This is a genomic window from Streptomyces sp. CY-1, from assembly GCF_047218265.1.
GTDB lineage: Bacteria > Actinomycetota > Actinomycetes > Streptomycetales > Streptomycetaceae > Streptomyces > Streptomyces niphimycinicus.
Genome location: NZ_CP178393.1, coordinates 6,575,737 through 6,597,416 on the forward strand (window position 1 = coordinate 6,575,737; position 21,680 = coordinate 6,597,416).

Below are 21,680 nucleotides of genomic sequence, written 5' to 3' on the forward strand. Positions count from 1 at the left end.
GGGCGGCCCGGTGTCAGTGGTCTCAGGGCCCGTCCCCGCACGGGGGAAGCGGCGGGCCCGCGGGGCGGAACGCCATCACCATCCGCCCGATGGACACCACCGCGTCACCGTCCACCAGACTCTCCCCCTCGAAGATCAGATGGTCGCCGAGGGATCTGACGATCCGCGCCCGGTGCTCCAGCAGCACTCCGGGCAGCACCGTGCGGTGCACCGCGACATCGTTCATCGCGGCGAGCAGCATGATGCCCTCGGGCAGTTCACCGCTCAGCCGCGCCAGGATCCCGGCGGCCTGGCCCCATGACTCGATCACCAGGGCCGTCGGATAGCCGAGCCGTTCGGCGGGGGTGCCTTCGGGGAGCCGCGCGTACCACGGCTCATTGCAGGTGACGGCCTTCGTCGCGACGATCCGTTCGCCCGGCACGACGTCCAGCACCCGGTCCACGAGCAGCATGGGGCGGCGGCGCGGCAGCAGCCGGCGCACCCCGTCGAGTTCGATCACCGGTCCGCCTCCCCGGCGTAGCGCAGCCGGGCGGAGGCTGCCGCGCCGCGTACGGTGCTCGCGGTGACCAGCCCGGTCCACGCGTCCTCGCTCGTCCGCTGCCAGGTCAGCCGGACCGTCAGCTCCTCACCGGGGAAGACGGCGGACAGGAACCGCACCCGGTCCACCGCGCGCCAGCGCAGGCCCGGGGCGGGCGGATGGGCCTCGGCGCTCGCCCGCAGATAGTCCAGGACGCACACCCCGGGCAGGACGGGGAAGTCCGGGCAGGGTGCCGCGAGCAGCGTCTCGAGACATGTGGTGTGGGTGACCTCGGCGGTCAACGCCGCCGGGGCCCGCTCGCGGGGCTCGGCATCCTGCCGTCTGGGGTTCATGGCTCACAGGGTGCCCGTGTCAAGGGGCGGCGCCTACATCGCCTCGAATAGTTCAAATCGGAAGCCCCCCGGCCACGTACTCAATTCTTTGCACTGTCGTTGTCGCACCTCACGGGCGTCGGACAGGCTGCGAAGCGTGAAGGCTGTTCAGCCGACCGTCTCCTTTCTCCCATCGAATGTGGAGTGAGTGCATGTCTCTCCCGCAGGGTGTTCGATTCCGCTTGACCGACGGCCAGCGGGGAATCTGGTACGCCGTCCAGGGCGATTCCGCCAATCCGCTCTTCGGCCTGGCGGAGCGGGTGGACATCCAGGGCCCCGTCGACGCCGGGCTGTTCGAGGCCGCCCTGCGGCGGGTGGTGGACGAGACCGAGGCCCTGCGGGTGTCCTTCGGCGAGGACGCCGACGGCCCGTACCAGGTGGTTGCGCCCCAACTCGACTGGCCGTTCCACCTCGTGGACGTGTCCGGAGCGGACGATCCGGAAGCCGCCGTGCGCGACTGGACGTCGGCCGACCAGCGGCGGCCGGTGGACCTCACCGCCGGACCGCTGTTCACCTTCGCGCTGTTCCGGCTCGCCGAGGACCGGTACGTCTGGTACCAGCGCCATCACCACATCGCGCTGGACGGCCTGAGCGTGGGCATGGTCGCGCGCCGGGTCGCCGCCGTGTACTCGGCCGCCGCGGCGGGGGAGCGGTGCCCGGAATCCGGCCACGGCGGTCTGCGGGAGCTCATCGAGGCCGACGCCGCGTACGGCGGGTCCGAGGAGATCGCCGGTGACCGGCGGTACTGGGCCGAGCAGTTGGCCGACCGCCCCGAGGCCCAGGGCCTGACCGCACAGCCCACCCGCTATCCGGACGGCCCGCTGCTGCGGGTCGTGTCCACGCTGGAGCCGGCCGCCGTCGAGTCGATCCGGTCGCTGGCCCGCGAGGTGGGTACGGCCTGGCCGACGGTGGCCGTCGCCGCCCAGGCGCTGTATCTGCACCGGATCACCGGCCGTACCGATGTCGTCCTCGCCCTCCCGGTCGCGGCCCGGCCCGGCGGCGACGCCGCGAACGTGCCCGGCATGGTGTCCAACCTGGTGCCGCTGCGGCTGTCGGTGCGGCCCGGGGACACCGTCGCCGGGCTGCTGGGCCAGGTCTCCCGGCGGATGCGCGGCGCCCTGCGCCACCAGCGCTACCGCTACGAGGAGCTGCGCCGCGACGTCGGCGCGCTGGCCGACGGCAGGCGCCTGGTCGGCCCGCGCGTCAACATCATCATGTTCGACTACGACCTGGACTTCGGCGGCCACCCGGGCGTGGTGCACAACCTGACCATCGGCCACGACGACGATCTGACCGTCGTCGTCGACAACCGGGCGGGCGACGGCGGGCTGCGGGTGGAGCTGAACGCCAGCCCCGAGCTGTACTCCGCCGCCGAGGTGGAGCGCCACGGCGAACGGCTGACCGGACTGCTGCGCGCCCTGGGCGCCGGTGCGCCGGACCGGCCGCTCGGAGCGCTGGACATCGCCACCGAGGCCGAACGCCGTCAGGTGCTGGTGGACTTCACCGGCGCCCCCGTCACCGGCGACGCGGCCCAGGCCCCCACCGCCGCGCTCTCCGCGATGCCGAACGGCGACGGGGCCGCCACCCTCACCGAGCTGTTCGAGGCGCGGGTGCGGGAGTGCCCCGAGGCGCCCGCGGTGTCCCTCGGCGCGGACACGCTGACCTACGCCGAGCTGAACACGCGGGCGAACGCGCTGGCCCGGCTGCTGGTGGCGCGGGGCGCCGGGCCTGGCCGGTTCGTCGGATTGGTGCTGCCCCGCTCGATCGACCTGGTGGTGGCGCTGCTGGCGGTGGTGAAGTCGGGCGCCGCCTATGTGCCCATCGACCCCGCGTATCCGGCCGACCGGATCGCGTACACCGTCTCCGATGTGGACCTGGCCCTGCTGGTGACGGACACCACGGCCGAGGTGGCGCTCCCCGACGGCGTGGAGCGGGTGGTGCTGGGCGACGAGGAGGTGCGGGCGCGGCTCGCCGCCCTGCCCGGCACCGATCTGACCGATGCCGACCGGCCCTCGCCGCTGCTGCCCCTCGCCCCCGCGTACGTCATCTACACCTCCGGTTCCACCGGGCGCCCCAAGGGCGTCGTGGTCTCCCACCGGAATGTGGTCCGGCTGTTCGCCGCCACCCGCCGGTGGTTCCCCTTCGGCGCCGACGAGGTGTGGACCCTGTTCCACTCCTACGCCTTCGACTTCTCGGTATGGGAGCTGTGGGGGCCGCTGCTGCACGGCGGGCGGCTCGTGGTGGTCCCGTTCGAGGTGTCGCGCTCGCCCGAGCGCTTCCTGCGGCTGCTGGCGGACGAGCGGGTGACCTTCCTCAACCAGACCCCGTCGGCCTTCTACCAGCTCGCGGGCGCCGACCGCGAGGACCCGGCGACCGGCGACCGGCTGGCGCTGCGCCATGTGGTCTTCGGCGGCGAGGCGCTGGACCTGGGGCGGCTGGCCGACTGGTACGAACGGCACGGCGACGGCGCTCCCTGCGCACCGCGGCTCGTCAACATGTACGGCATCACCGAGACCACGGTGCACGTCAGCCATCTCGCCCTGGACGCCGAACTCGCCGCCGCGGGCGCCGGTTCGCTGATCGGCCGGGGCATCCCCGATCTGCGGGTGCGGGTGCTGGACGGCGCGCTGCGTCCGGCGCCCCCCGGCGTGGCCGGGGAGATGTATGTGGCGGGCGCCGGTGTCGCGCAGGGCTATCTGAAGCGGCCGGGCCTGAGCGCCTCCCGGTTCGTGGCCGACCCGTTCGCGGGCGACGGCAGCCGGATGTACCGCACCGGTGACCTGGCGCGCTGGACCGCGGACGGGCTGCTGGAGTATCTGGGCCGCGCCGACGACCAGGTGAAGATCCGGGGATTCCGGATCGAGACCGGCGAGATCGCGGCCGCGCTCTCGGCCTGCCAGGGTGTCGCCGACTGCGCCGTGGTCGCCCGCGACGACCGGGGCGGTGAGCGGCGGCTGGTGGCCTATGTGGTGCCGCAGGCCCCCGGTGAGGCGCTGGATCCCGGACTGCTGCGCAAGAAGCTCGGCGAGTCGCTGCCGGACTATATGCTGCCCGCCGCGTTCGTCACCCTGCCCGCGCTGCCCCTGACACCCAGCGGCAAGCTCGACGCACGGGCGCTGCCGGAGCCCGAGGTGGCCGGCGGGGCGGCCGGACGCGACGCCCGCACCCCGGGCGAGCAGGTGCTCGCCGGGCTGTTCGCCGAGGTGCTCGGCGTGCCCCGGGTCGGGGTGGACGACAACTTCTTCGCCCTCGGCGGCCATTCGCTGGCCGCCACCCGGCTCGCCGGCCGGGCCCGCTCGGTGCTCGGCGTGGAACTCGCCGTGCACGAGGTGTTCGACCGGCCCACCGTGGCCACCCTCGCCGAACTGCTGGACACCGCGCGGGCGGCGCGGACCGCGCTGGTCCCGGTGGACCGGCCCGACCCCATGCCGCTGTCGTTCGCCCAGGCCCGGCTCTGGTTCCTGGACCGGCTCGACGGCCCCAATCCCACGTACAACATCCCCTTCCTGCTGCGGATGTCCGGTGACCTGGACGTGGCGGCGCTGCGGGCGGCGCTGCGCGATGTGCTGCTGCGGCACGAGGGCCTGCGCACCGTCTTCCCGGACACGGCGGGTGAGCCCCGGCAGCATCTGGTGGCCGCCGAGGAGCTGCCGCCGCTGCCGTACGCCTCCGAGGTCACCGCCGCCGACCTGCCCGCGGCCCTCGCGGCCGCCGCGAGCCACAGCTTCCGGCTCGCCACCGAACTGCCGCTGCGCGCCGAGCTGTTCCACCTCGGCGGCGACGAGCATGTGCTGTCCGTCGTCGTCCACCACATCGCCGGGGACGGCTGGTCCCTGGCCCCGCTGGTGCGCGATCTGTCGGCCGCCTACACCGCCCGCTGCGACGGCCGGGCCCCCGGCTGGGAGCCGCTGCCGGTCACCTACGCCGACTACACCCTGTGGCAGCGGTCGCTGCTGGGCGAGGACTCCGACGAGACCAGCCCGCTGGCCCGCCAACTGGCGTACTGGAAGAGCGCGCTGGCCGGTCTCCCCGAGGAGCTGGCCCTGCCCACCGACCGGCCCCGGCCCGCCGTGGCGAGCCACTCCGGCGCCGTACTGGACTGCGAGATCGGCCCCGAACTCCACCGTGAGCTGCTCGCCGTCGCCCACGCCGGGGGCGCCAGCGTGTTCATGGTGCTCCAGGCGGCGCTGGCCGTGCTGCTGTCCAAGCTCGGCGCGGGCGACGACATCCCGGTCGGCAGCCCGATCGCCGGACGGACCGACGAGGCCCTGGACGACATGGTCGGGTTCTTCGTCAACACGCTGGTGCTGCGCACCGACACCTCCGGACGGCCGTCCTTCACCGACCTCGTCGACCGGGTCCGCCGGGCCGACCTGGCGGCCTACGCCCATCAGGACGTGCCGTTCGAGCGGCTGGTCGAGGTGCTCAACCCGGACCGCTCGCGGTCCCGGCACCCGCTGTTCCAGATCCTGCTGAGCATGCAGGACCACCCGGACCGCACGCTGGAGCTGCCCGGGCTGACCGCCTCGGTGGCCCCGGGCGACCTCACCATCGCCAAGTTCGACCTGCAATTCGACTTCAGCGAGCGGCGGGACGAGGCGGGAGCGCCCGCCGGGATCGGCGGGCAGGTGCTGTACGCCACCGATCTGTACGACGAGGAGACCGTGCGCCGGATGGTGCGGCGGTTCCTGAAGGTGCTGGAGTCGGCCGTCGCCCGGCCCGGGACGAGCATCGCCGAGATCGACGTCCTGGCCCCCGAGGAGACCCGCCGGCTGGCCGTGGAGTGGGCCGGTCCGGTCCGCGAAGTGCCCGCGCTCAGCGGCTCGGTCCCCGCCCGGTTCGCCGAGCGGGTGGCCGCCGCCCCGGACGCGACCGCACTCATCGCCGCCGACGGCACCGAGATCGGTTACCGGGAGCTGGAGACGCGCGCCAACCGGCTCGCGCACCGGCTGCTCGCCGCGGGCGTCGGCCCGGAGGCGCGGGTGGCCGTGCTCCAGCAGCGCTCGGTGGAGCTGGTCGTCTCGCTGCTCGCCGTGCTCAAGGCCGGTGCCGCGTATGTGCCGCTGGACTCGCGCGCCCCGCAGAGCCGCTGGGAGCAGGTGATGGAGCGGACCGAACCGTCGGTGCTGCTCGTCGACCGGGCCCAGCCGGAGCTGGAGTTCGGCCACCGGGCCACCACCGTCGTGGTGGACGGCGACCTCGACGACCTCGCCGGGCAGCCCGACCAGCCCCCCGCCGTGGCCGTCCAGCCCGAGCGGCTCGCGTATGTGATGTTCACCTCCGGCTCGACCGGCCGCCCCAAGGGCGTCGCGGTCACCCACCGCGATCTGCTGGCGTTCGCCTTGGACGGCTGCTTCGCCGCGGACGCCCACCGCCGGGTGCTGCTGCACGCGCCGCACGCCTTCGACGCCGCCAACTACGAGCTGTGGGTGCCGCTGCTCACCGGCGGCACGGTGGTCATCGCCCCGCCGCAGGACATGGACGTCCGCACCCTGCGCCGGATGATCGCCGACCACGGCATCACCGGACTGCATCTGACCGCCGGGCTGTTCCGCGTCGTGGCCGAGAACGACCTGGACTGCCTGACCGGTGTGCGGGAGCTGCTGGCCGGGGGCGACGTCGTGCCCGGCACGGCGGTGCGCGCCCTGCTGGAGCGCTTCCCCGGCATGGTGTTCAAGGACACCTACGGCCCGACCGAGACCACCTCCTTCGCCACCGCCCACCGGGTGACCTCCGCCGACCGGGTGCCCGACGTCGTACCGATCGGCGCCCCGCTGGACAACACCCGGGCCCAGGTCCTGGACGGCCAGTTGCGCCGGGTGCCGCCGGGCGTCGTCGGCGAGCTGTACCTCGCGGGCGAGGGCCTGGCGCGCGGCTACTGGCGGGCGCCCGCGCTCAGCGCGGAGCGGTTCGTCGCCGACCCGTACGGTCCGGCGGGGAGCCGGATGTACCGGGTGGGCGACCTCGCCCGCTGGACCCGTGAGGGGGTGCTGGAGTTCGCCGGCCGCGCCGACGACCAGGTGAAGATCCGCGGCTTCCGGATCGAACCAGGTGAGGTCGAGGCCGCGGTCGCCCGCCAACCCGGTGTCGCCTCCGCCGCCGTGATCGTGCGCGAGGACCGCCCCGGGGACAAGCGGCTGGTCGCCTACGCGGTGCCCGCCCCTGGCCACCGCCTGGACACTTCCGCGCTGCGCGACCAGCTCGCCGAGGCGCTGCCCGACTACATGGTGCCCTCCGCCGTACTGGCCCTGGACGCCCTTCCGCTCACCCCCAACGGCAAGCTCGACCGCAAGGCGCTGCCGGAGCCGGAGCTGACCGGCGAGGGAGCGGGCCGGCCGCCGCGCACCCCGCAGGAGCAGGTGCTGTGCGGACTCTTCGCCGAGATCCTCGAACTGGCCTCGGTGTCGGTGGACGACAACTTCTTCTCCCTGGGCGGGCACTCGCTGCTCGCCACCCGGCTGGTGCTGCGCATCCAGGCCGTCCTGGGCGCCGATGTGGCGGTGCGCGACCTGTTCGACGCGCCGACCGTCGCCGAGCTGGCCCGGCTGGTCGACCGGGCCACCGGGGCGCGCACCCCGCTGACGCCCCGGGAACGCCCGGAGCCGGTGCCGCTGGCGTACCCGCAGCGCGGACTGTGGTTCATCAACCAACTGGACCGCGCGGACGGCACCTACAACCTGGGTGTGTCGCTGCGCTTCACCGGACGGCTCGACCGCGGCGCGCTCTACACCGCGCTGCACGACGTCATCGGCCGGCACGAGAGCCTGCGCACCCTCTTCCCCGACCACGACGGAGTGCCCTCCCAGGTGGTGCTGGACGCCGACGGGGCCCAGGCCGAGATCCGGGTCTCCGAGGTGGCCGAGGAGAAGCTGGACGAGGCGCTGACGGAGGTGGCGCGGCGCGGTTTCGACCTCGCCTCCGAGCTGCCGATCCGCGCGGACCTGCTGGTGCTGAGCCCCACCGAGCATGTCTTCCTGATCGTGGTGCACCACATCGTCGCCGACGGCTGGTCCTTCGGCCCGCTGGTGGACGACCTGGTCGCCGCCTACACCGCGCGGCGCACCGGATCCGCCCCCACCTGGCGGCCGCTGCCGGTGCAGTACGCGGACTACACGCTGTGGCAGGCCGAACTGCTGGGCGCCGAGGACGACCCGGAGAGCCTGCTGGGCCGTCAGCTCGACTACTGGAAGCGGACCCTGGACGGTCTGCCCGAGCAGTTGGAGCTGCCCACCGACCGGCCCCGCCCGGCGGTGCTGAGCAACGACGGCGACCGGCTGCCGCTGTCCCTGAGCCCCGAGCTCCAGACCGCGCTGACCGATATCGCCCGCTCCAGCGGCGCCAGCCTCTTCATGGTGGTGCAGGCGGGCCTGGTCGGGCTGCTGTCCCGGCTGGGCGCGGGCGAGGACATCCCGATCGGCACGGCCATCGCGGGCCGCAACGACGAGTCCCTGGTGGACGGCATCGGCTTCTTCGTCAATACGCTGGTGCTGCGCAACGACGTATCGGGCGATCCGACCTTCCGGCAGTTGGTGGAGCGGGTCCGCGAGGTGGACCTGGCGGCCTTCGCCCATCAGGAGGTCCCCTTCGACCTGCTGGTGGAGACCCTCGCCCCGAACCGGTCGCTGTCCCGGCACTCGCTGTTCCAGACCATGCTGACCTTCGAGAACATCCCCGAGCTGAAGCTGCGCTTCCCCGGTCTCGACACCCGGCTGCACCCCGCCAACAACCGGACGGCCAAGTTCGACCTGGACTTCGCCATCGGCGAGACCTTCCACGCCGACGGCTCCCCGGCGGGCCTGACCGGCACCCTGGCCTACAACACCGATCTGTACGACCGGTCGGGGGCGCGGGCGCTGGCCGACCGGTTCGTGCGCTTCCTGGAGGCGGTGGCGGCCGATCCGGCCCTGCCCGTCGCACAGGTCGACATCCTCTCCGCGGCCGAGCGCCGGCAGGCGCTGGCCACCGCGGAGGACGACGGCGAGGAGACCACCGGCCGCGCCGGTGACACCTTCGCGACGCCGCCGCGCCGGTTCGAGGAGTGGGCCGCGCGCACCCCGGACGCACTCGCGGTCACCGGTGCGGAGCGGCTCACCTACGCGGAACTCGACGCCCGGGCCAACCGGCTGGCACACCGTCTGCGCGACGCGGGAGTGGGTGCCGAGACCCCGGTGGCGATGGTGCTGGAGCGCTCCGCCGACGTGGTGGTCGCCACCCTGGCCGTCACCAAGGCGGGCGGGGCCTATGTCCCCCTCCACCCGAGCCTTCCCGCGGACCGGATGCGCTGGGTCCTGAAGGAGACCGGCGCGCCCGTGCTGCTGACCGACCGGGCCGACACCGCCTTCGCGGACGGCGCGCGGGTGCTGCGGGTACGCGACGCCGAACTGGCCGGTGACCAGGGCGACCCGGGAGCCCCGGACACCCCGGTCCACCCCGACCAGCTCGCCTATGTGATGTACACCTCCGGCTCCACCGGCACGCCCAAGGGCGTGGCGGTGCGCCACCGCGACGTTCTCGCCCTCGCCGCCGACCGGCACTGGCGCACCGACGCCCACCGGCGGATCCTGCTGCACTCGCCGCACGCCTTCGACGCGGCCACCTACGAGATGTGGGTGCCGCTGCTGTCCGGTGGCACGGTCGTCGTCGCACCGCCGGGCGACCTCGGTCCGGCCGAGCTGCGCGAGGTGATCGAGCGGTACGGGGTGACCGCCCTGTGGCTCACCAAGGGGCTGTTCGACCTGGTGGCCGAGGAGCGGCCGGACGCGCTCGCCGGGCTGCACACGGTGACCGCCGGTGGTGACGCGCTCTCGCCCGCGCTGCTGCGGCGGGTGCGGGAGACCTGCCCCGGCCTGGTCCTCGGGAACGGCTACGGGCCGACCGAGACCACCACCTTCGCCACCTACCACGTGCTGCGGGAGGCGGATCTGGCGGCGGGCCGCGCGCCCATCGGCGTTCCGCTGGACCGCACCCGGGCGTATGTCCTGGACGGGCGGCTGCGGCCGGTCCCGCCCGGGGTGGCCGGTGAGCTGTATGTGGCCGGGGCCGGGCTGGCCCGGGGCTATCTGAACCGCCCGGAGATGACCGCCGAGCGCTTCGTCACCTGCCCGTACGGCGCGCCGGGGGAGCGGATGTACCGCACCGGTGACCTGGTGCGCAGACGGCCCGACGGCGTTCTGGAGTACCTCGGCCGGACCGACGCCCAGGTGAAGGTGCGCGGTTTCCGTATCGAGCTGGGCGAGATCGAGTCGGTGCTCGGCAGGCACCCCGGCGTCGGCCAAGTGGCCGCGGTGGCCCGGGAGGACGGTGCGGCAGGCAAGCAACTGGTCGTCTACTGCACCCACGCCGCGGCACAGGACCCACAGGACCCACAGGACCCACAGGACCCGAGCGGCCTGGAGAACGCCGGACCGGACGACGCCGGACTGGAGGACGCGGTCCGCCGGTTCGCCGCGCAGGAGCTGCCCGCCTATATGGCGCCCTCCGCCGTGGTGGTGCTGGACGCGCTGCCGCTCAACGCCAACGGCAAGGTCGACCGGGCGGCGCTGCCCGCGCCGCGCTACGCCTCGGCCCCGTCGGGACGGGCCGCCGCCACCCCCCGCGAGGAGATCCTGTGCGGTCTCTTCGCCGATCTGCTCGGCGTCGGCCCGGTGTCGGTCGACGACAACTTCTTCGACCTGGGCGGCCATTCGCTGCTGGCCGCGCGGCTGGTCAACCGGATCCGTACGGCGCTGGACGCCGAACTGTCGGTGCGCACCCTCTTCGAGGCACCGACCGTGGCCGCGCTCGCCGGCGCGCTGGACGGGCAGGCGGGTGCCCGGCGGCCGCTGGCCCCCGCCGAGCGGCCCGAGGTGCTTCCGCTGTCCTTCGCCCAGCGCAGGCTGTGGTTCCTCAACCGGATGGAGGGGCCGAGCGCCACCTACAACGTGCCGGTGGTGCTCCGGCTGTCCGGCGCGCTGGACCGGGCGGCGCTGGAGCTGGCGCTGTCCGATCTGCTCGGCCGGCACGAGAGCCTGCGCACGGTCTTCCCCGAGACCGACGGCTCGCCCCGGCAGCAGGTGTGGGAGCCGGACGTGGTGCGGGTGCCGCTGACCGTGGTGGAGACGACCGAGGCCGCGCTGCCGGAGCAGCTCCGGGCGACCGCCACCCGCGGTTTCGACCTGACCGTCCAACTCCCGCTGCGCACAACCCTGTTCGTGCTCGGCGAGAGCGAGTACGTCCTGGCCCTGGTGATCCATCACATCACCACCGACGGCTGGTCCACGGCGCCGCTGGTACGCGACCTGTCGGCCGCCTACGCCGCCCGCTGCGACGGCCGGGCCCCGGACTGGGCGCCGCTGCCGCTGAGCTACGCCGACTACACCCTCTGGCAGCGCGACCACCTCGGCGACGAGGACGACCCGCAGAGCCTGGCCGCCCGCCAACTGGCGTACTGGCGCCAGGCGCTGGCCGGACTCCCGGACGAGCTGACCCTGCCCACCGACCGGCCCCGCCCGGCCGTGGCGGGCCATCGCGGCCGCACCCTGGACTTCGCGCTGGAACCCGCGCTGCACGACCGGCTCACCGCGCTGGCCCGGGCCCGCGGGGTCAGCACCTTCATGGTGCTCCAGTCGGCCCTGGCCCTGCTGCTGACCAAGCTGGGCGCCGGAGAGGACATCCCGGTCGGCAGCCCCATCGCCGGCCGCTCCGACCAGGCCCTGGAGGACCTGATCGGCGTCTTCCTGAACACGCTGGTGCTGCGCACCGACACCTCGGGCGACCCGACGTTCGACCAACTGCTGGACCGGGTGCGGCGCACCGCGCTGGACGCCTACGCCCACCAGGACGTCCCGTTCGAGCGGCTGGTGGAGGTGGTCGACCCGGAGCGGTCCCTGGCCCGGCATCCGCTGTTCCAGGTCATGCTGATGGTCCAGAACATGCCGGCCGCCGAAACCGCGCTGGGCGGGCTGACCCTGCGGCCCGAACTGGTCGACCTGGGCGTAGCCAAGGTCGATCTGAGCTTCGCCTTCGGTGAGCGGCCGGAGCGGCCGGGCGCGCTGTCCGGCGTCTGCGAGTACAGCACCGAGCTGTTCGACGAGGACAGCGTGGCGACGCTGGTCCGGCGGCTGATCCAGGTGCTGGAGGCGGTGACCGGCGACCCGGGGCTGCGGATCAGCGAGGTCGACGTGCTGTCGGCGGCCGAGCGCGAGCGGGTGCTGGTCGAGTGGAACGACACCGCGCGTCCGCTGCCCGCCCGCCGGGTCCACGAGCTGTACGAGGCGCAGGCCGCCCGTACCCCGTCGGCCGTCGCGGTGGTCTCCGGCGGTGTCGAGCTGACCTACGCCCAGTTGGACGAGCGGGCCAACCGGCTCGCCGCGCTGCTGACCGCCCGCGGGGTGGGCCCCGAGCGGCTGGTGGCCGTGGCGCTGCCGCGCTCCGCGGATCTGCTCGTCGCCCTGCTCGCCGTGCTCAAGACCGGGGCGGCCTATCTGCCGCTGGACCCGGAGCACCCGAAGGACCGGATCGGCTACACCCTCCAGGACGCCCGCCCCGCGCTGGCCCTGGTCACCTCGGGCACCGCGCCACTGCTCACGGCGGGCGACGGGGACGGCGGCGGGGAGGCCGCCGCGACCGTACCGGCGCTGGTGCTGGACGACCCGGCCACCGTCGCCGAGCTGGCGGCGGCGCCCACGGCCGCGCCCGGTGTGGTGTGCTCGCCGGACCACCCGGCGTATGTCATCTACACCTCCGGTTCGACCGGCCGCCCGAAGGGCGTGGTCGTCCCGCATGGCGCGCTGAGCAACTTCCTGGACGACATGGCCGAGCGGTTCGGCCTCGGCCCCGCCGACCGGCTGCTCGCGGTCACCACGGTGTCGTTCGACATCGCGGGGCTGGAGCTGTATCTGCCGCTGCTGTGCGGCGCGGGCGTGGTGATCGCCGACCGGGACACCGTGCGCGACCCGGCCGCGCTGCTGCGGATGGCCGAGGAGACCGGGGCGGGCATCGTCCAGGCGACGCCGTCGCTGTGGCAGGCCATGGTCACCGCGTCGCCGGAGGGTGTGCGCGGGCTGCGGGTGCTGGTCGGCGGTGAGGCGCTGCCGGAGGCCCTGGCCGCGCGGCTGCGTACGTCGGCCGCCGGGCTGACCAACCTCTACGGACCGACCGAGACCACCATCTGGTCGACGGCCGCCGACCTGACGGACGACCACGGCGTGCCCTCGATCGGCGCCCCGATCGCCAACACCCGGGTCTATGTGCTGGACGACCGGCTGCGGCCGGTCGCCCCCGGGGTGCCGGGCGAGCTGTACATCGCCGGTGCGGGTGTCGTACGGGGCTACCACAACCGGCCCGCGCTGACCGCGGAGCGGTTCGTGGCCTGCCCGTTCGGCGGCCCCGGCGAGCGGATGTACCGCACGGGCGACATCGTCCGCCGGACCGCCGACGGCCGGCTGGAGTTCTCGGGCCGGGCCGACCACCAGGTGAAGGTGCGCGGTTTCCGGATCGAGCTCGGGGAGATCGAGACGGTGCTGACCGCCCATGAGGCGGTCGGCCAGGCCGTGGCGCTGGCCCGCGCCGACCAGGGCGACAGCGCGCGCCTGGTGGCGTACGTAGTGCCCCGGACCCCCGGTGCGGCGCTGGACGCCGGACTGCTGCGTACGACGCTCGGCGAGTCGCTGCCGGAGTACATGATCCCGTCCGCGTTCGTGGTCCTGGACCGGCTGCCGCTCACCCCGAACGGCAAGCTGGACCGCAAGGCGCTGCCCGCGCCGAGCTTCGGCGCGGCGGCCGATTCGCGGCCCCCGCGGAACCCGGTCGAGGAGACGCTGTGCGCGGTCTTCGCCGAGGTGCTCCGGCTGTCCTCGGTCGGCATCGACGACAGCTTCTTCGAGCTGGGCGGCGACAGCATCGTCTCGATGCAGCTCATCGCCCGCGCCCGCGCGGCGGGTCTGGTCCTCGCCGTCAACGATGTCTTCGAGCACAAGACGGTGGCCGGGCTGGCGGCGGTGGCGGAGGTGCTCGACGACGCGGTCTCCCGCGAACCGGACAACCCCGTCGGCGAGTTCGCCGCCACGCCGATCATGCACTGGCTGCGTGAGCGCGGCGGTGCGATCGACTCCTTCAGCCAGCCGATGCTCGTCCGGACCCCGGCGGGCCTGGACCTGGCGACGCTCACCACCGCGCTCCAGACGCTGCACGACCGGCACGATGTGCTGCGCGCCCGGCTGATCGAGGACGACGAGGGCGGCTGGCGGCTGAGCGTGCCACCGGCCGGGGCGGTGTCCAGCGCCGACCGCGTCCGCCGGGTCGGCATCGCCGAGACCGCGGCCGGGGACCTCGCCGCGCTGTTGGACCGCGCCCTGACCGAGGCCCGTGCGGAACTGGCTCCCCGGGACGGCGAGATGGTGCGCGCGGTGTGGTTCGACGCCGGTCCCGGACGGCCGGGACGGCTGCTGCTCGTCGCCCACCACCTGGTGGTCGACGGGGTGTCCTGGCGGATCCTGCTGCGGGACCTCGCCGACATCGCGACGGCCGTCGCCGCCGGGCGGGAGCCCGAGCCGACCCCGGTGGGCACCTCGGTGCGCCGCTGGAGCGAACAGTTGGCGGCCGAGGTGCGCAGGCCGGAGCGGCGGGCGGAACTCCCGCTGTGGACGGACATCCTGTCCGCCCCGGACGCCCAACTCTCCGCCCCGGACGCCCAACTCTCCGCCCCGGACGCCCAACTCGGCGCCCCGGACGCCCAGTCAGGCGGGGCCCAAGCCGCCCCTGCGCACGACCCGGCCGGACCGGTCGCCCGCGTCACCATGACGCTGCCGGCCGCGCGGACCGCGCCGCTGCTCGGCCAGGTGCCGTCGGTGTTCCACTGCGGGGTGGACGATGTGCTGCTGAGCGCGCTGGCGCTGGCGGTAGCCGACCGGCGCCGCAGGCTCGGCTCCTCGGCCACCTCGGTGCTGGTCGCCGTGGAGGGGCACGGCCGGGACGAGAGCGTCGGGGGTGTGGATCTCTCCCGTACGGTGGGCTGGTTCACCAGCCTCCACCCGGTGCGGCTGGATCCCGGCCAGGTGCAGTGGGGCGACCTGTGGTCGGGCGGCCCGGCCACCGGGCGGGTGGTCAAGCGGATCAAGGAACAGTTGCGCGCGGTGCCCGGCAGCGGGATCGGCTACGGCCTGCTGCGCCATCTGGACCGGGAGACGGCCGCGCGACTGGCCGGGCTGGCCGTGCCGCGGATCGGCTTCAACTATCTGGGCCGGGTCGAGTTCCCCGACGGGCCCGGGGGCGACTGGCGCCCGGCCTCGGAGGCGCTCGGGCTCGACCTCGGCACCGACGGTCCGCTCACCCCGTACGGACTGGAGCTGAACGCCGTCACCATCGACCGCCCCGGTGGCCCGGAGCTGATGGTGACGTGGACCTACGCCCTGGATGTGCTGTCCGAGGCGGAGGTACGGGAGGTCGGCGAGGCGTGGCTGCGTGCCCTGGAGGGGATGGCGCTCCATGCGGCCGGCCCCGGCGCGGGCGGCCATACCCCCTCGGACCTCGCCCTGTCGGATCTGGAGCAGGAGGAGATCGAGTTGCTGGAGGACGAGTGGTGAAACGTCGATGACCATCACCTCTGAGGAGTTCACCCGGACCATGGCCCGGGTGCCCGCCCCCGTGACGGTGGCCACGACGGTCGACGCGTCCGGGCGCAGATGGGGGTTCACGGGCAGCTCGTTCAGCTCGCTGTCGCTGGCCCCGCCACTGGTGCTGATCTGCCTGGGCAAGACCGCGAGCACCCACGAGGCGTTCACCACCACCGGGAGTTTCATGATCAACATCCTGGCGGAGGGACAGGCGGACATCGCGAGGCGCTTCGCCGCCTCCGGTGTGGACCGGTTCGCGGCGGGGGACACCCTGCCGATGGAGCTGGGGCTGCCGGGCATACCGGAGGCGGTCGCCCGGGTCGCCTGCGCACTGCACCGCGTGGTGGACGGCGGCGACCACTCCGTCCTCATCGGCCGGGTCGTGGCGGCCCACGTCGGCGAGGACGCCCCGCTGGTCTACTACGACCGCTCCTTCCAGCGCCCGGTGTCGGGGGCCGGGGACGGATCGATCGCGGGGGCTCGGTGCTCCGGGCTCAGTGCCCCCGCGCGATCCACTCGTCCAGGTGCGGGGCCTCGTCCCCGATGGCCGTGGAGTCGCCGTGGCCGGTGCGGACCAGCGTCTGTGCGGGCAGCGTCAGCAGCCGCTCCCGGATCGACTCGATGATCGTCGGGAAGGACGAGTAGGAGCGCCCGGTCGCGCCGGGGCCGCCCTGGAAGAGGGTGTCCCCGGAGAAGACCGTGGTCAGCGCGGGGGCGTGCAGACAGACCGCACCGGGGGAGTGGCCGGGGGTGTGCAGCACCCGCAGCTCGGTCCCCGCGACGGTGAGGACGTCGCCGTCGGCCAGCGGCTTGTCCGGGGCGCGGTCCGGGTGGCGCATCCGCCACAGCACCTCGTCCTCGGGGTGCAGCAGGATCGGCGCGCCGGTGCGGTCGGCCAGGGCCGGGGCCGCGTCGATGTGGTCGTCGTGGCCGTGGGTGCAGATGATGCCGAGCAGCCGGCGGTCGCCGATGGCGTCCGCGATGGCGTCGGCGTCATGCGCGGCGTCGATCACGTACACCTCGTGGTCGTCGCCGATCAGCCACACGTTGTTGTCCACCTCCCAGGTGCCGCCGTCCAGCGAGAAGGTGCCGGAGGTGACGAGGTGGTCGACGCGTACGGGCGGAGGGGTCATCAGAACATCACCACCGAGCGGAGCACCTCGCCGCGGTGCATCTTGGCGAACGCCTCCTCGATGTCCTCGAGCCCGATCGTCTCGCTGACGAACGCGTCCAGGTCGAGGCGGCCCTGCTGGTAGAGGTCGATCAGCATGGGGAAGTCGCGGGACGGCAGACAGTCCCCGTACCAGGAGGACTTGAGCGCCCCGCCGCGCCCGAAGACGTCCAGGAGCGGCAGCTCCAGCTTCATCTCGGGGGTGGGGACGCCGACCAGGACGACCGTGCCGGCCAGATCGCGGGCGTAGAACGCCTGCTGGTACGTCTCGGGGCGGCCCACCGCCTCGATGACGACGTCGGCGCCGTTGCCGTCGGTCAGCTCCCGGATGGCCTCGACGACATCGGCGCTGCCCGCGTGGAGGGTGTGGGTGGCGCCCAGCGAACGGGCCCACTCCAGCTTCCGCTCGTCCAGGTCCACCGCGATGATCTTCGCGGCCCCGGCCAGCCGCGCCCCGGCGACCGAGGCGGTGCCGACACCGCCGCAGCCGATCACGGCGACGGAGTCACCGCGCTGGACGTTGCCGGTGTTGATCGCGGCGCCGATGCCGGCCATCACACCGCAGCCGAGCAGTCCGGCCGCGGCGGGCGCGGCCGAGGGGTCGACCTTGGTGCACTGCCCGGCGGCCACCAGCGTCTTCTCGGCGAACGCGCCGATGCCGAGCGCCGGGGTCAGCGCGGTGCCGTCGGTCAGGGTCATGGGCTGCTTCGCGTTGTGGGTGTTGAAGCAGTACCAGGGGCGGCCGCGGCGGCAGGCCCGGCACTCGTGGCAGACGGCCCGCCAGTTGAGGATCACGAAGTCGCCGGGGGCCACCTCCGTGACGCCCTCGCCCACGGACTCCACGATGCCCGCCGCCTCATGGCCGAGCAGGAAGGGGAACTCATCGTTGATCCCGCCCTCCCGGTAGTGCAGATCGGTGTGGCAGACGCCGCATGCCTGGACCTTCACCACCGCTTCGCCGGGGCCGGCGTCCGGCACCACGATCGTCTCGATCCTGACCTTCTCGCCCTTGCCGGGGGCCACCACGCCGCGTACCTGTTGAGTCATGACAGCAGCGTAAGTGCCGACCACCGGCTACGACAGGCGACCAGCGGCTACGACAGGGATGACGCGGCACGTCCGGAACGGGCCGCACCGGTGTTCCCGGTGCGGCCCGTCACCGCTTCGGCGGACCGCTTACTTCACGTTGATCGCGGTCCAGGCGGCGGCGACCGCCTTGTACTCGGTGGAGTTGGCCCCGTAGAGGTCGGACGCGGCACTGAGGGTGCCGGTACGGGCGCCCGCGTACTTGGTCGTCGAGGTCCAGTACGTGGTCAGGGCCCGGTACCAGATCTTGATGGCCTTGTCCCGGCCGATCCCGGTGACGGTCGAGCCGTCGTAGGTCGGGCTGTTGTAGCTCACGCCGTTGATGACCTTCGCGCCGCTGCCCTCGGACAGCAGGTAGAAGAAGTGGTTGGCGGGACCGGAGGAGTAGTGGACGTCGATGTTGCCGAGCGTCGAGGACCAGTAGTCCTTGGACGCCCCGTCCTTGCTGGGCTTGTCCTGGTAGCGCAGCGGGGTGCCGTCGCCATTGATGTTGATCTTCTCGCCGATGAGGTAGTCACCGACGTCCGCGGAGTTGCCCGAGTAGAACTCCACCGCGGTGGCCATGATGTCGGAGGTGGCCTCGTTGAGACCGCCCGGCTCACCGGCGTAGTTGAGGTTGGCCGTGGCCGCGGTCACGCCGTGGCTCATCTCGTGGCCGGCCACGTCCATCGCGGTCAGCGCGTTGGCGTTGCCCGAGCCGTCGCCGTAGGTCATGCAGAAGCAGGAGTCCTGCCAGAAGGCGTTCACGTAGTTGTTGCCGTAGTGGACGCGGGAGTACGAGCCCACGCCGTTGTTCTTGATGCCGTTGCGGCCCAGGAACTCCTTGTAGAAGTCCCAGGTCTCGGCCGCGCCGTAGTGCGCGTCGACGCCGGCGGTCTGGCGCCCGCCGCCCCATACGTCGTCCGCGTCGGTGAACAGGGTGCCGGTTCCCGAGCTGCCCTGGTTCAGGTCATAGGTCTTGTGGTTGCCACGGGTGGCGTCCGTGAGGCTGTACGTGGAGCCGCTCTTGGTGGTGCCCAGGGGCACCGTGCCGCTGTACTTGCTGGTGCCGGTGCCGGTCTCGACGCCCTCCCACTGGGACAGCTTCGCGCCCGTGGCGGCGTCGGTGACGACGTGCAGCTCGCTCGGGGTGCCGTCGGCCTGCGTCCCGGTGACGACGGTCTCCCAGGCCAGGACGGGCTTGCCGGTGGCCGCCCAGACCACCTTCCGCGGCGACTTGGCCTTCTCGCCGGTGGTCGCCTTCGGCGCGGCCTTCAGCGCGGTGCCGGAGGCGGCCTGGGGCGTCACGGCGGCGTCGGTGCTCTTGACCGCTATCCGGGCGCCGGTGGCCTTGTTGACGGAGCGCGCGCCGCTGGTCTTCTCGTGGACGACCAGGTCGCCACCGAGGACCGGCAGCCCCGCGTAGGTGCGCTCGTAGCGGGTGTGAACGGTTCCGTCCGCGTCCTTGATGACGTCGCGGACGAGGAGCTTCTCCTTGGCCCCGAGTCCGAGGGACTCGGCCTGCGCGGAGGCGTCGGCCTGGGCCGCCTTGATCGCGGTGGCGCGCTCGCCCGCGGTCAGCGGCAGCGCCGTGGCGCCCGCCTCGCGGGAGCGCTCCGGCTGGGCGCTGGCCTGGCCGGACTGCACACCGATGACGACCATGGCGGCGGAGGCGACGAGCGCCGCCACGCGGACGGTCTTCTTACGGGGGGAGGAAGCGATGGGTCTCACTCGGTCTCCTTGCCTTGGGGCCGCCGGGTCGCGGCCCTGTGTAGGGGGTACGGACGGCCATGGGTGGGCCGTCCGGTCGAGCAGGAGTGGTGCGAGTGGTGCGCATAGCGGTGCGTGATGTCCCTACTGCGGAGTCGGAGGACGCGCAGCGGGCCGACCAGAGATTGTCATCGAACTATCGATTCGGGTAGGCGCGTAACAAGAATTTGACTCCACGTTGTTCAAGTGGGGGCGAATTCGGTCAGCGAGGCATGAGGCAACAACAGTTGTTTGATGCCGACTTATGCCGCTACGTCATGCCCCTGTTGGATCGGCGCCGCCAGCCGCTCCGGGAGCCGGAACCGGCCAACCGCCCAGGTGGCGAGCGCGGCGGGCCGGTTGGCGGCGGCGGAGGGCCGCGTCGCCGGGTACGCGACGAGAAGACGATCTGCGTGCCGGGCGGCGCGTAACACCCTCACCACGGGCACCGTCCCGCCGCTGGGGCGGGCGGGGGCGCGGCCGTCAGAACTCCAACACCGCGCGGTAGCGGGCGCGTCCGTGGCGGACATGGTCGAGCGCCTCGTCCAGGCGCGCGACCGGGAAGGTCTCGACGGCCGGGCGGATGCCGTGCCGCGCCGCGAAGTCCAGCATCCGCCGGTTCTCCGCCGGTGACCCCACGAGGCCGCCGACGAGCCGCTTCTCGCCCAGCAGCAGGCTCAACGGCTGGAAGCCGAAGGGCCCGTGGGGAACGCCGACCACGCACAGCGTCCCGTGCGGGCGCAGCGCCGCGAGATACGCGTCCCACGGCAGGTCGGCCGAGACGGTCGAGAGGATGAAGTCGAACGAGCCCGCGACCCGCTGGAGCCCCTCCTCCGCGGCGACGAACTCATGGGCGCCGAACCGGCGGCTGTCGTCCGCCTTCGCCGCCGTCGATGAGATGGCGGTCACCTGGCAGCCCCACTTGGCGAGGAACTGGATCGCGAGATGACCCAGACCGCCCACCCCCACCACGGCGACCCGGTCGGTGGGCCGGACGCCGTTCCGGGTGATCGCCGAGAACACGGTGATCCCGGCGCACAGGAGCGGCGCCGCGTGCTCGGAGGCGAGGGAGTCGGGTATCGGCTGGACATACCGCCAGTCGCTGGCCCGCACCCGGGTGGCGAACGCGCCGCGGTCGCCGCGCAGCACCGTGTCGTCCTTGTCCGCGCACAGATACTGCCGACCGCTGAGGCACCATTCGCAGGCGAAGCAGGCCCCCGCCACCGCGCCGACGCCCACCCGCCGACCGACGGCGAGCCGCCCGTCGTCGACGGCGCTGCCCACGGCCTCGATCACGCCGACCGCCTCATGGCCCGCGACCAGCGGGTACCGGGAGTAGCCGTGCGCGTCGTCGACCATGCCGACGTCGGTCTGGCAGACGCCGCAGTGCGTCACGGCGACATCGACCTCCAGCGGCCCCAGGGGCTCCGGCTCGTACTCGAGCCGCTGAACAGGGCCACCGGCCCGCTCCACCGCGTATGCGCGCACGGTCATGCGCCCACCCCATTTCTAACTAACTAGTTGGTTGGTTTTTTGTACGCTACGCGTCAGCGCCCTCGCTGGCAACTAACCAGTTGGTAATCTGAGACCCGTGTCTCCCCGGAAAAGCGATGCCACCCGCCGCCGCCTGCTCGACGCGGCCACCGCCGACTTCGCCGCCCATGGCATCGCGGGCGCCCGGGTCGACCGCATCGCGGCCGCCGCGGGCATCAACAAGGCGCAGCTCTATGCCTACTTCGGAGACAAGCTCGGCCTCTTCGGCGCCGTCTTCCGCCTCCACGCCGATGTCGTCGTCGACTCCGTGCCGTTCACGGCCGACGACCTCCCCCAGTACGCGGTGCGGCTCTACGACACCGCCGTGGAGCGGCCGGAGCTGATCCGCCTGGCCACCTGGGCGAGGCTCGAAGGGGTGGCCACCGACAATCTGGTGACCGAGTCATCGGCCACCGTCGCCACCAAACTCCAGGCGATCGCCGATGCCCAGCGCGAGGGCCGCCTCACCGCCTCGATGGACCCCCAGGACGTCCTCGCGCTGGTGCTCGCCATGGCCCTGACCTGGTCCGCCTCCGGGCTCTCCGCCACAGCCGCCCCGGACGATCCGCCCGCGGCCCATGACCGGCGTAAGCGGGCCCTCTCCCAGGCGGTCTCGGGCGCCTTCGACGCGCGGGGCTGATCGTCCTCCGAAAGGGTGACTA

At 73.2% G+C, this 21,680-nt stretch carries 8 protein-coding genes and 1 pseudogene; 3 read left to right on the top strand and 6 right to left on the bottom strand.

Annotation, left to right across the window (positions count from 1 at the left end):
* Positions 1-22 precede the first annotated feature (22 nt).
* Together ACK1X7_RS28365 and ACK1X7_RS28370 are read right to left on the bottom strand one after the other, a co-directional pair.
* Positions 23-499: a 3-hydroxyacyl-ACP dehydratase FabZ family protein gene (locus tag ACK1X7_RS28365; protein WP_385143441.1), complete on the bottom strand. Its 477-nt coding sequence runs from the start codon at positions 497-499 to the stop codon at positions 23-25.
* Positions 496-870: a hypothetical protein gene (locus tag ACK1X7_RS28370; protein WP_385143439.1), complete on the bottom strand. Its 375-nt coding sequence runs from the start codon at positions 868-870 to the stop codon at positions 496-498. Before ACK1X7_RS28370 ends, ACK1X7_RS28365 begins: the two co-directional genes overlap by 4 nt.
* Positions 871-1,091: 221 nt before the next feature.
* Here ACK1X7_RS28370 and ACK1X7_RS28375 point away from each other — a divergent pair, with 221 nt between their 5' ends.
* Both ACK1X7_RS28375 and ACK1X7_RS28380 read left to right on the top strand, forming a co-directional pair.
* Entirely contained in the window at positions 1,092-15,470 is a 14,379-nt protein-coding gene (locus ACK1X7_RS28375; RefSeq protein ID WP_413115802.1) for an amino acid adenylation domain-containing protein, read from the top strand.
* Between the two features lie 40 nt (positions 15,471-15,510).
* Positions 15,511-15,927: pseudogene (locus ACK1X7_RS28380) on the top strand (flavin reductase family protein); the annotation flags it as partial.
* 67 nt (positions 15,928-15,994) lie between these two features.
* Here the strand turns inward: ACK1X7_RS28380 and ACK1X7_RS28385 are convergent.
* From ACK1X7_RS28385 to ACK1X7_RS28400, 4 genes are all read right to left on the bottom strand, one after another.
* A complete protein-coding gene (locus ACK1X7_RS28385) occupies positions 15,995-16,633 on the bottom strand; it encodes an MBL fold metallo-hydrolase (RefSeq protein ID WP_385115596.1) in 639 nt (212 codons plus the stop codon).
* Positions 16,633-17,718, bottom strand: a complete 1,086-nt coding sequence (locus ACK1X7_RS28390; protein ID WP_385143431.1) for an S-(hydroxymethyl)mycothiol dehydrogenase — start codon at positions 17,716-17,718, stop codon at positions 16,633-16,635. Before ACK1X7_RS28390 ends, ACK1X7_RS28385 begins: the two co-directional genes overlap by 1 nt.
* A 129-nt stretch (positions 17,719-17,847) precedes the next feature.
* Positions 17,848-19,467 carry a M4 family metallopeptidase gene (locus ACK1X7_RS28395; RefSeq protein WP_385143428.1) on the bottom strand — a complete coding sequence of 540 codons (1,620 nt, stop codon included), beginning with the start codon at positions 19,465-19,467 and terminating at the stop codon, positions 17,848-17,850.
* Positions 19,468-19,968: 501 nt separating this feature from the next.
* Positions 19,969-20,979, bottom strand: coding sequence for an NAD(P)-dependent alcohol dehydrogenase (locus ACK1X7_RS28400; RefSeq protein ID WP_413115803.1), 1,011 nt, complete (start codon positions 20,977-20,979; stop codon positions 19,969-19,971).
* Between the two features lie 97 nt (positions 20,980-21,076).
* Between ACK1X7_RS28400 and ACK1X7_RS28405 the strand changes: the two genes are divergently transcribed.
* On the top strand, positions 21,077-21,658 hold the full coding sequence (locus ACK1X7_RS28405; RefSeq protein ID WP_385143422.1) for a TetR family transcriptional regulator: 582 nt from the start codon (positions 21,077-21,079) through the stop codon (positions 21,656-21,658).
* The last annotated feature ends 22 nt before the right edge of the window (positions 21,659-21,680 follow it).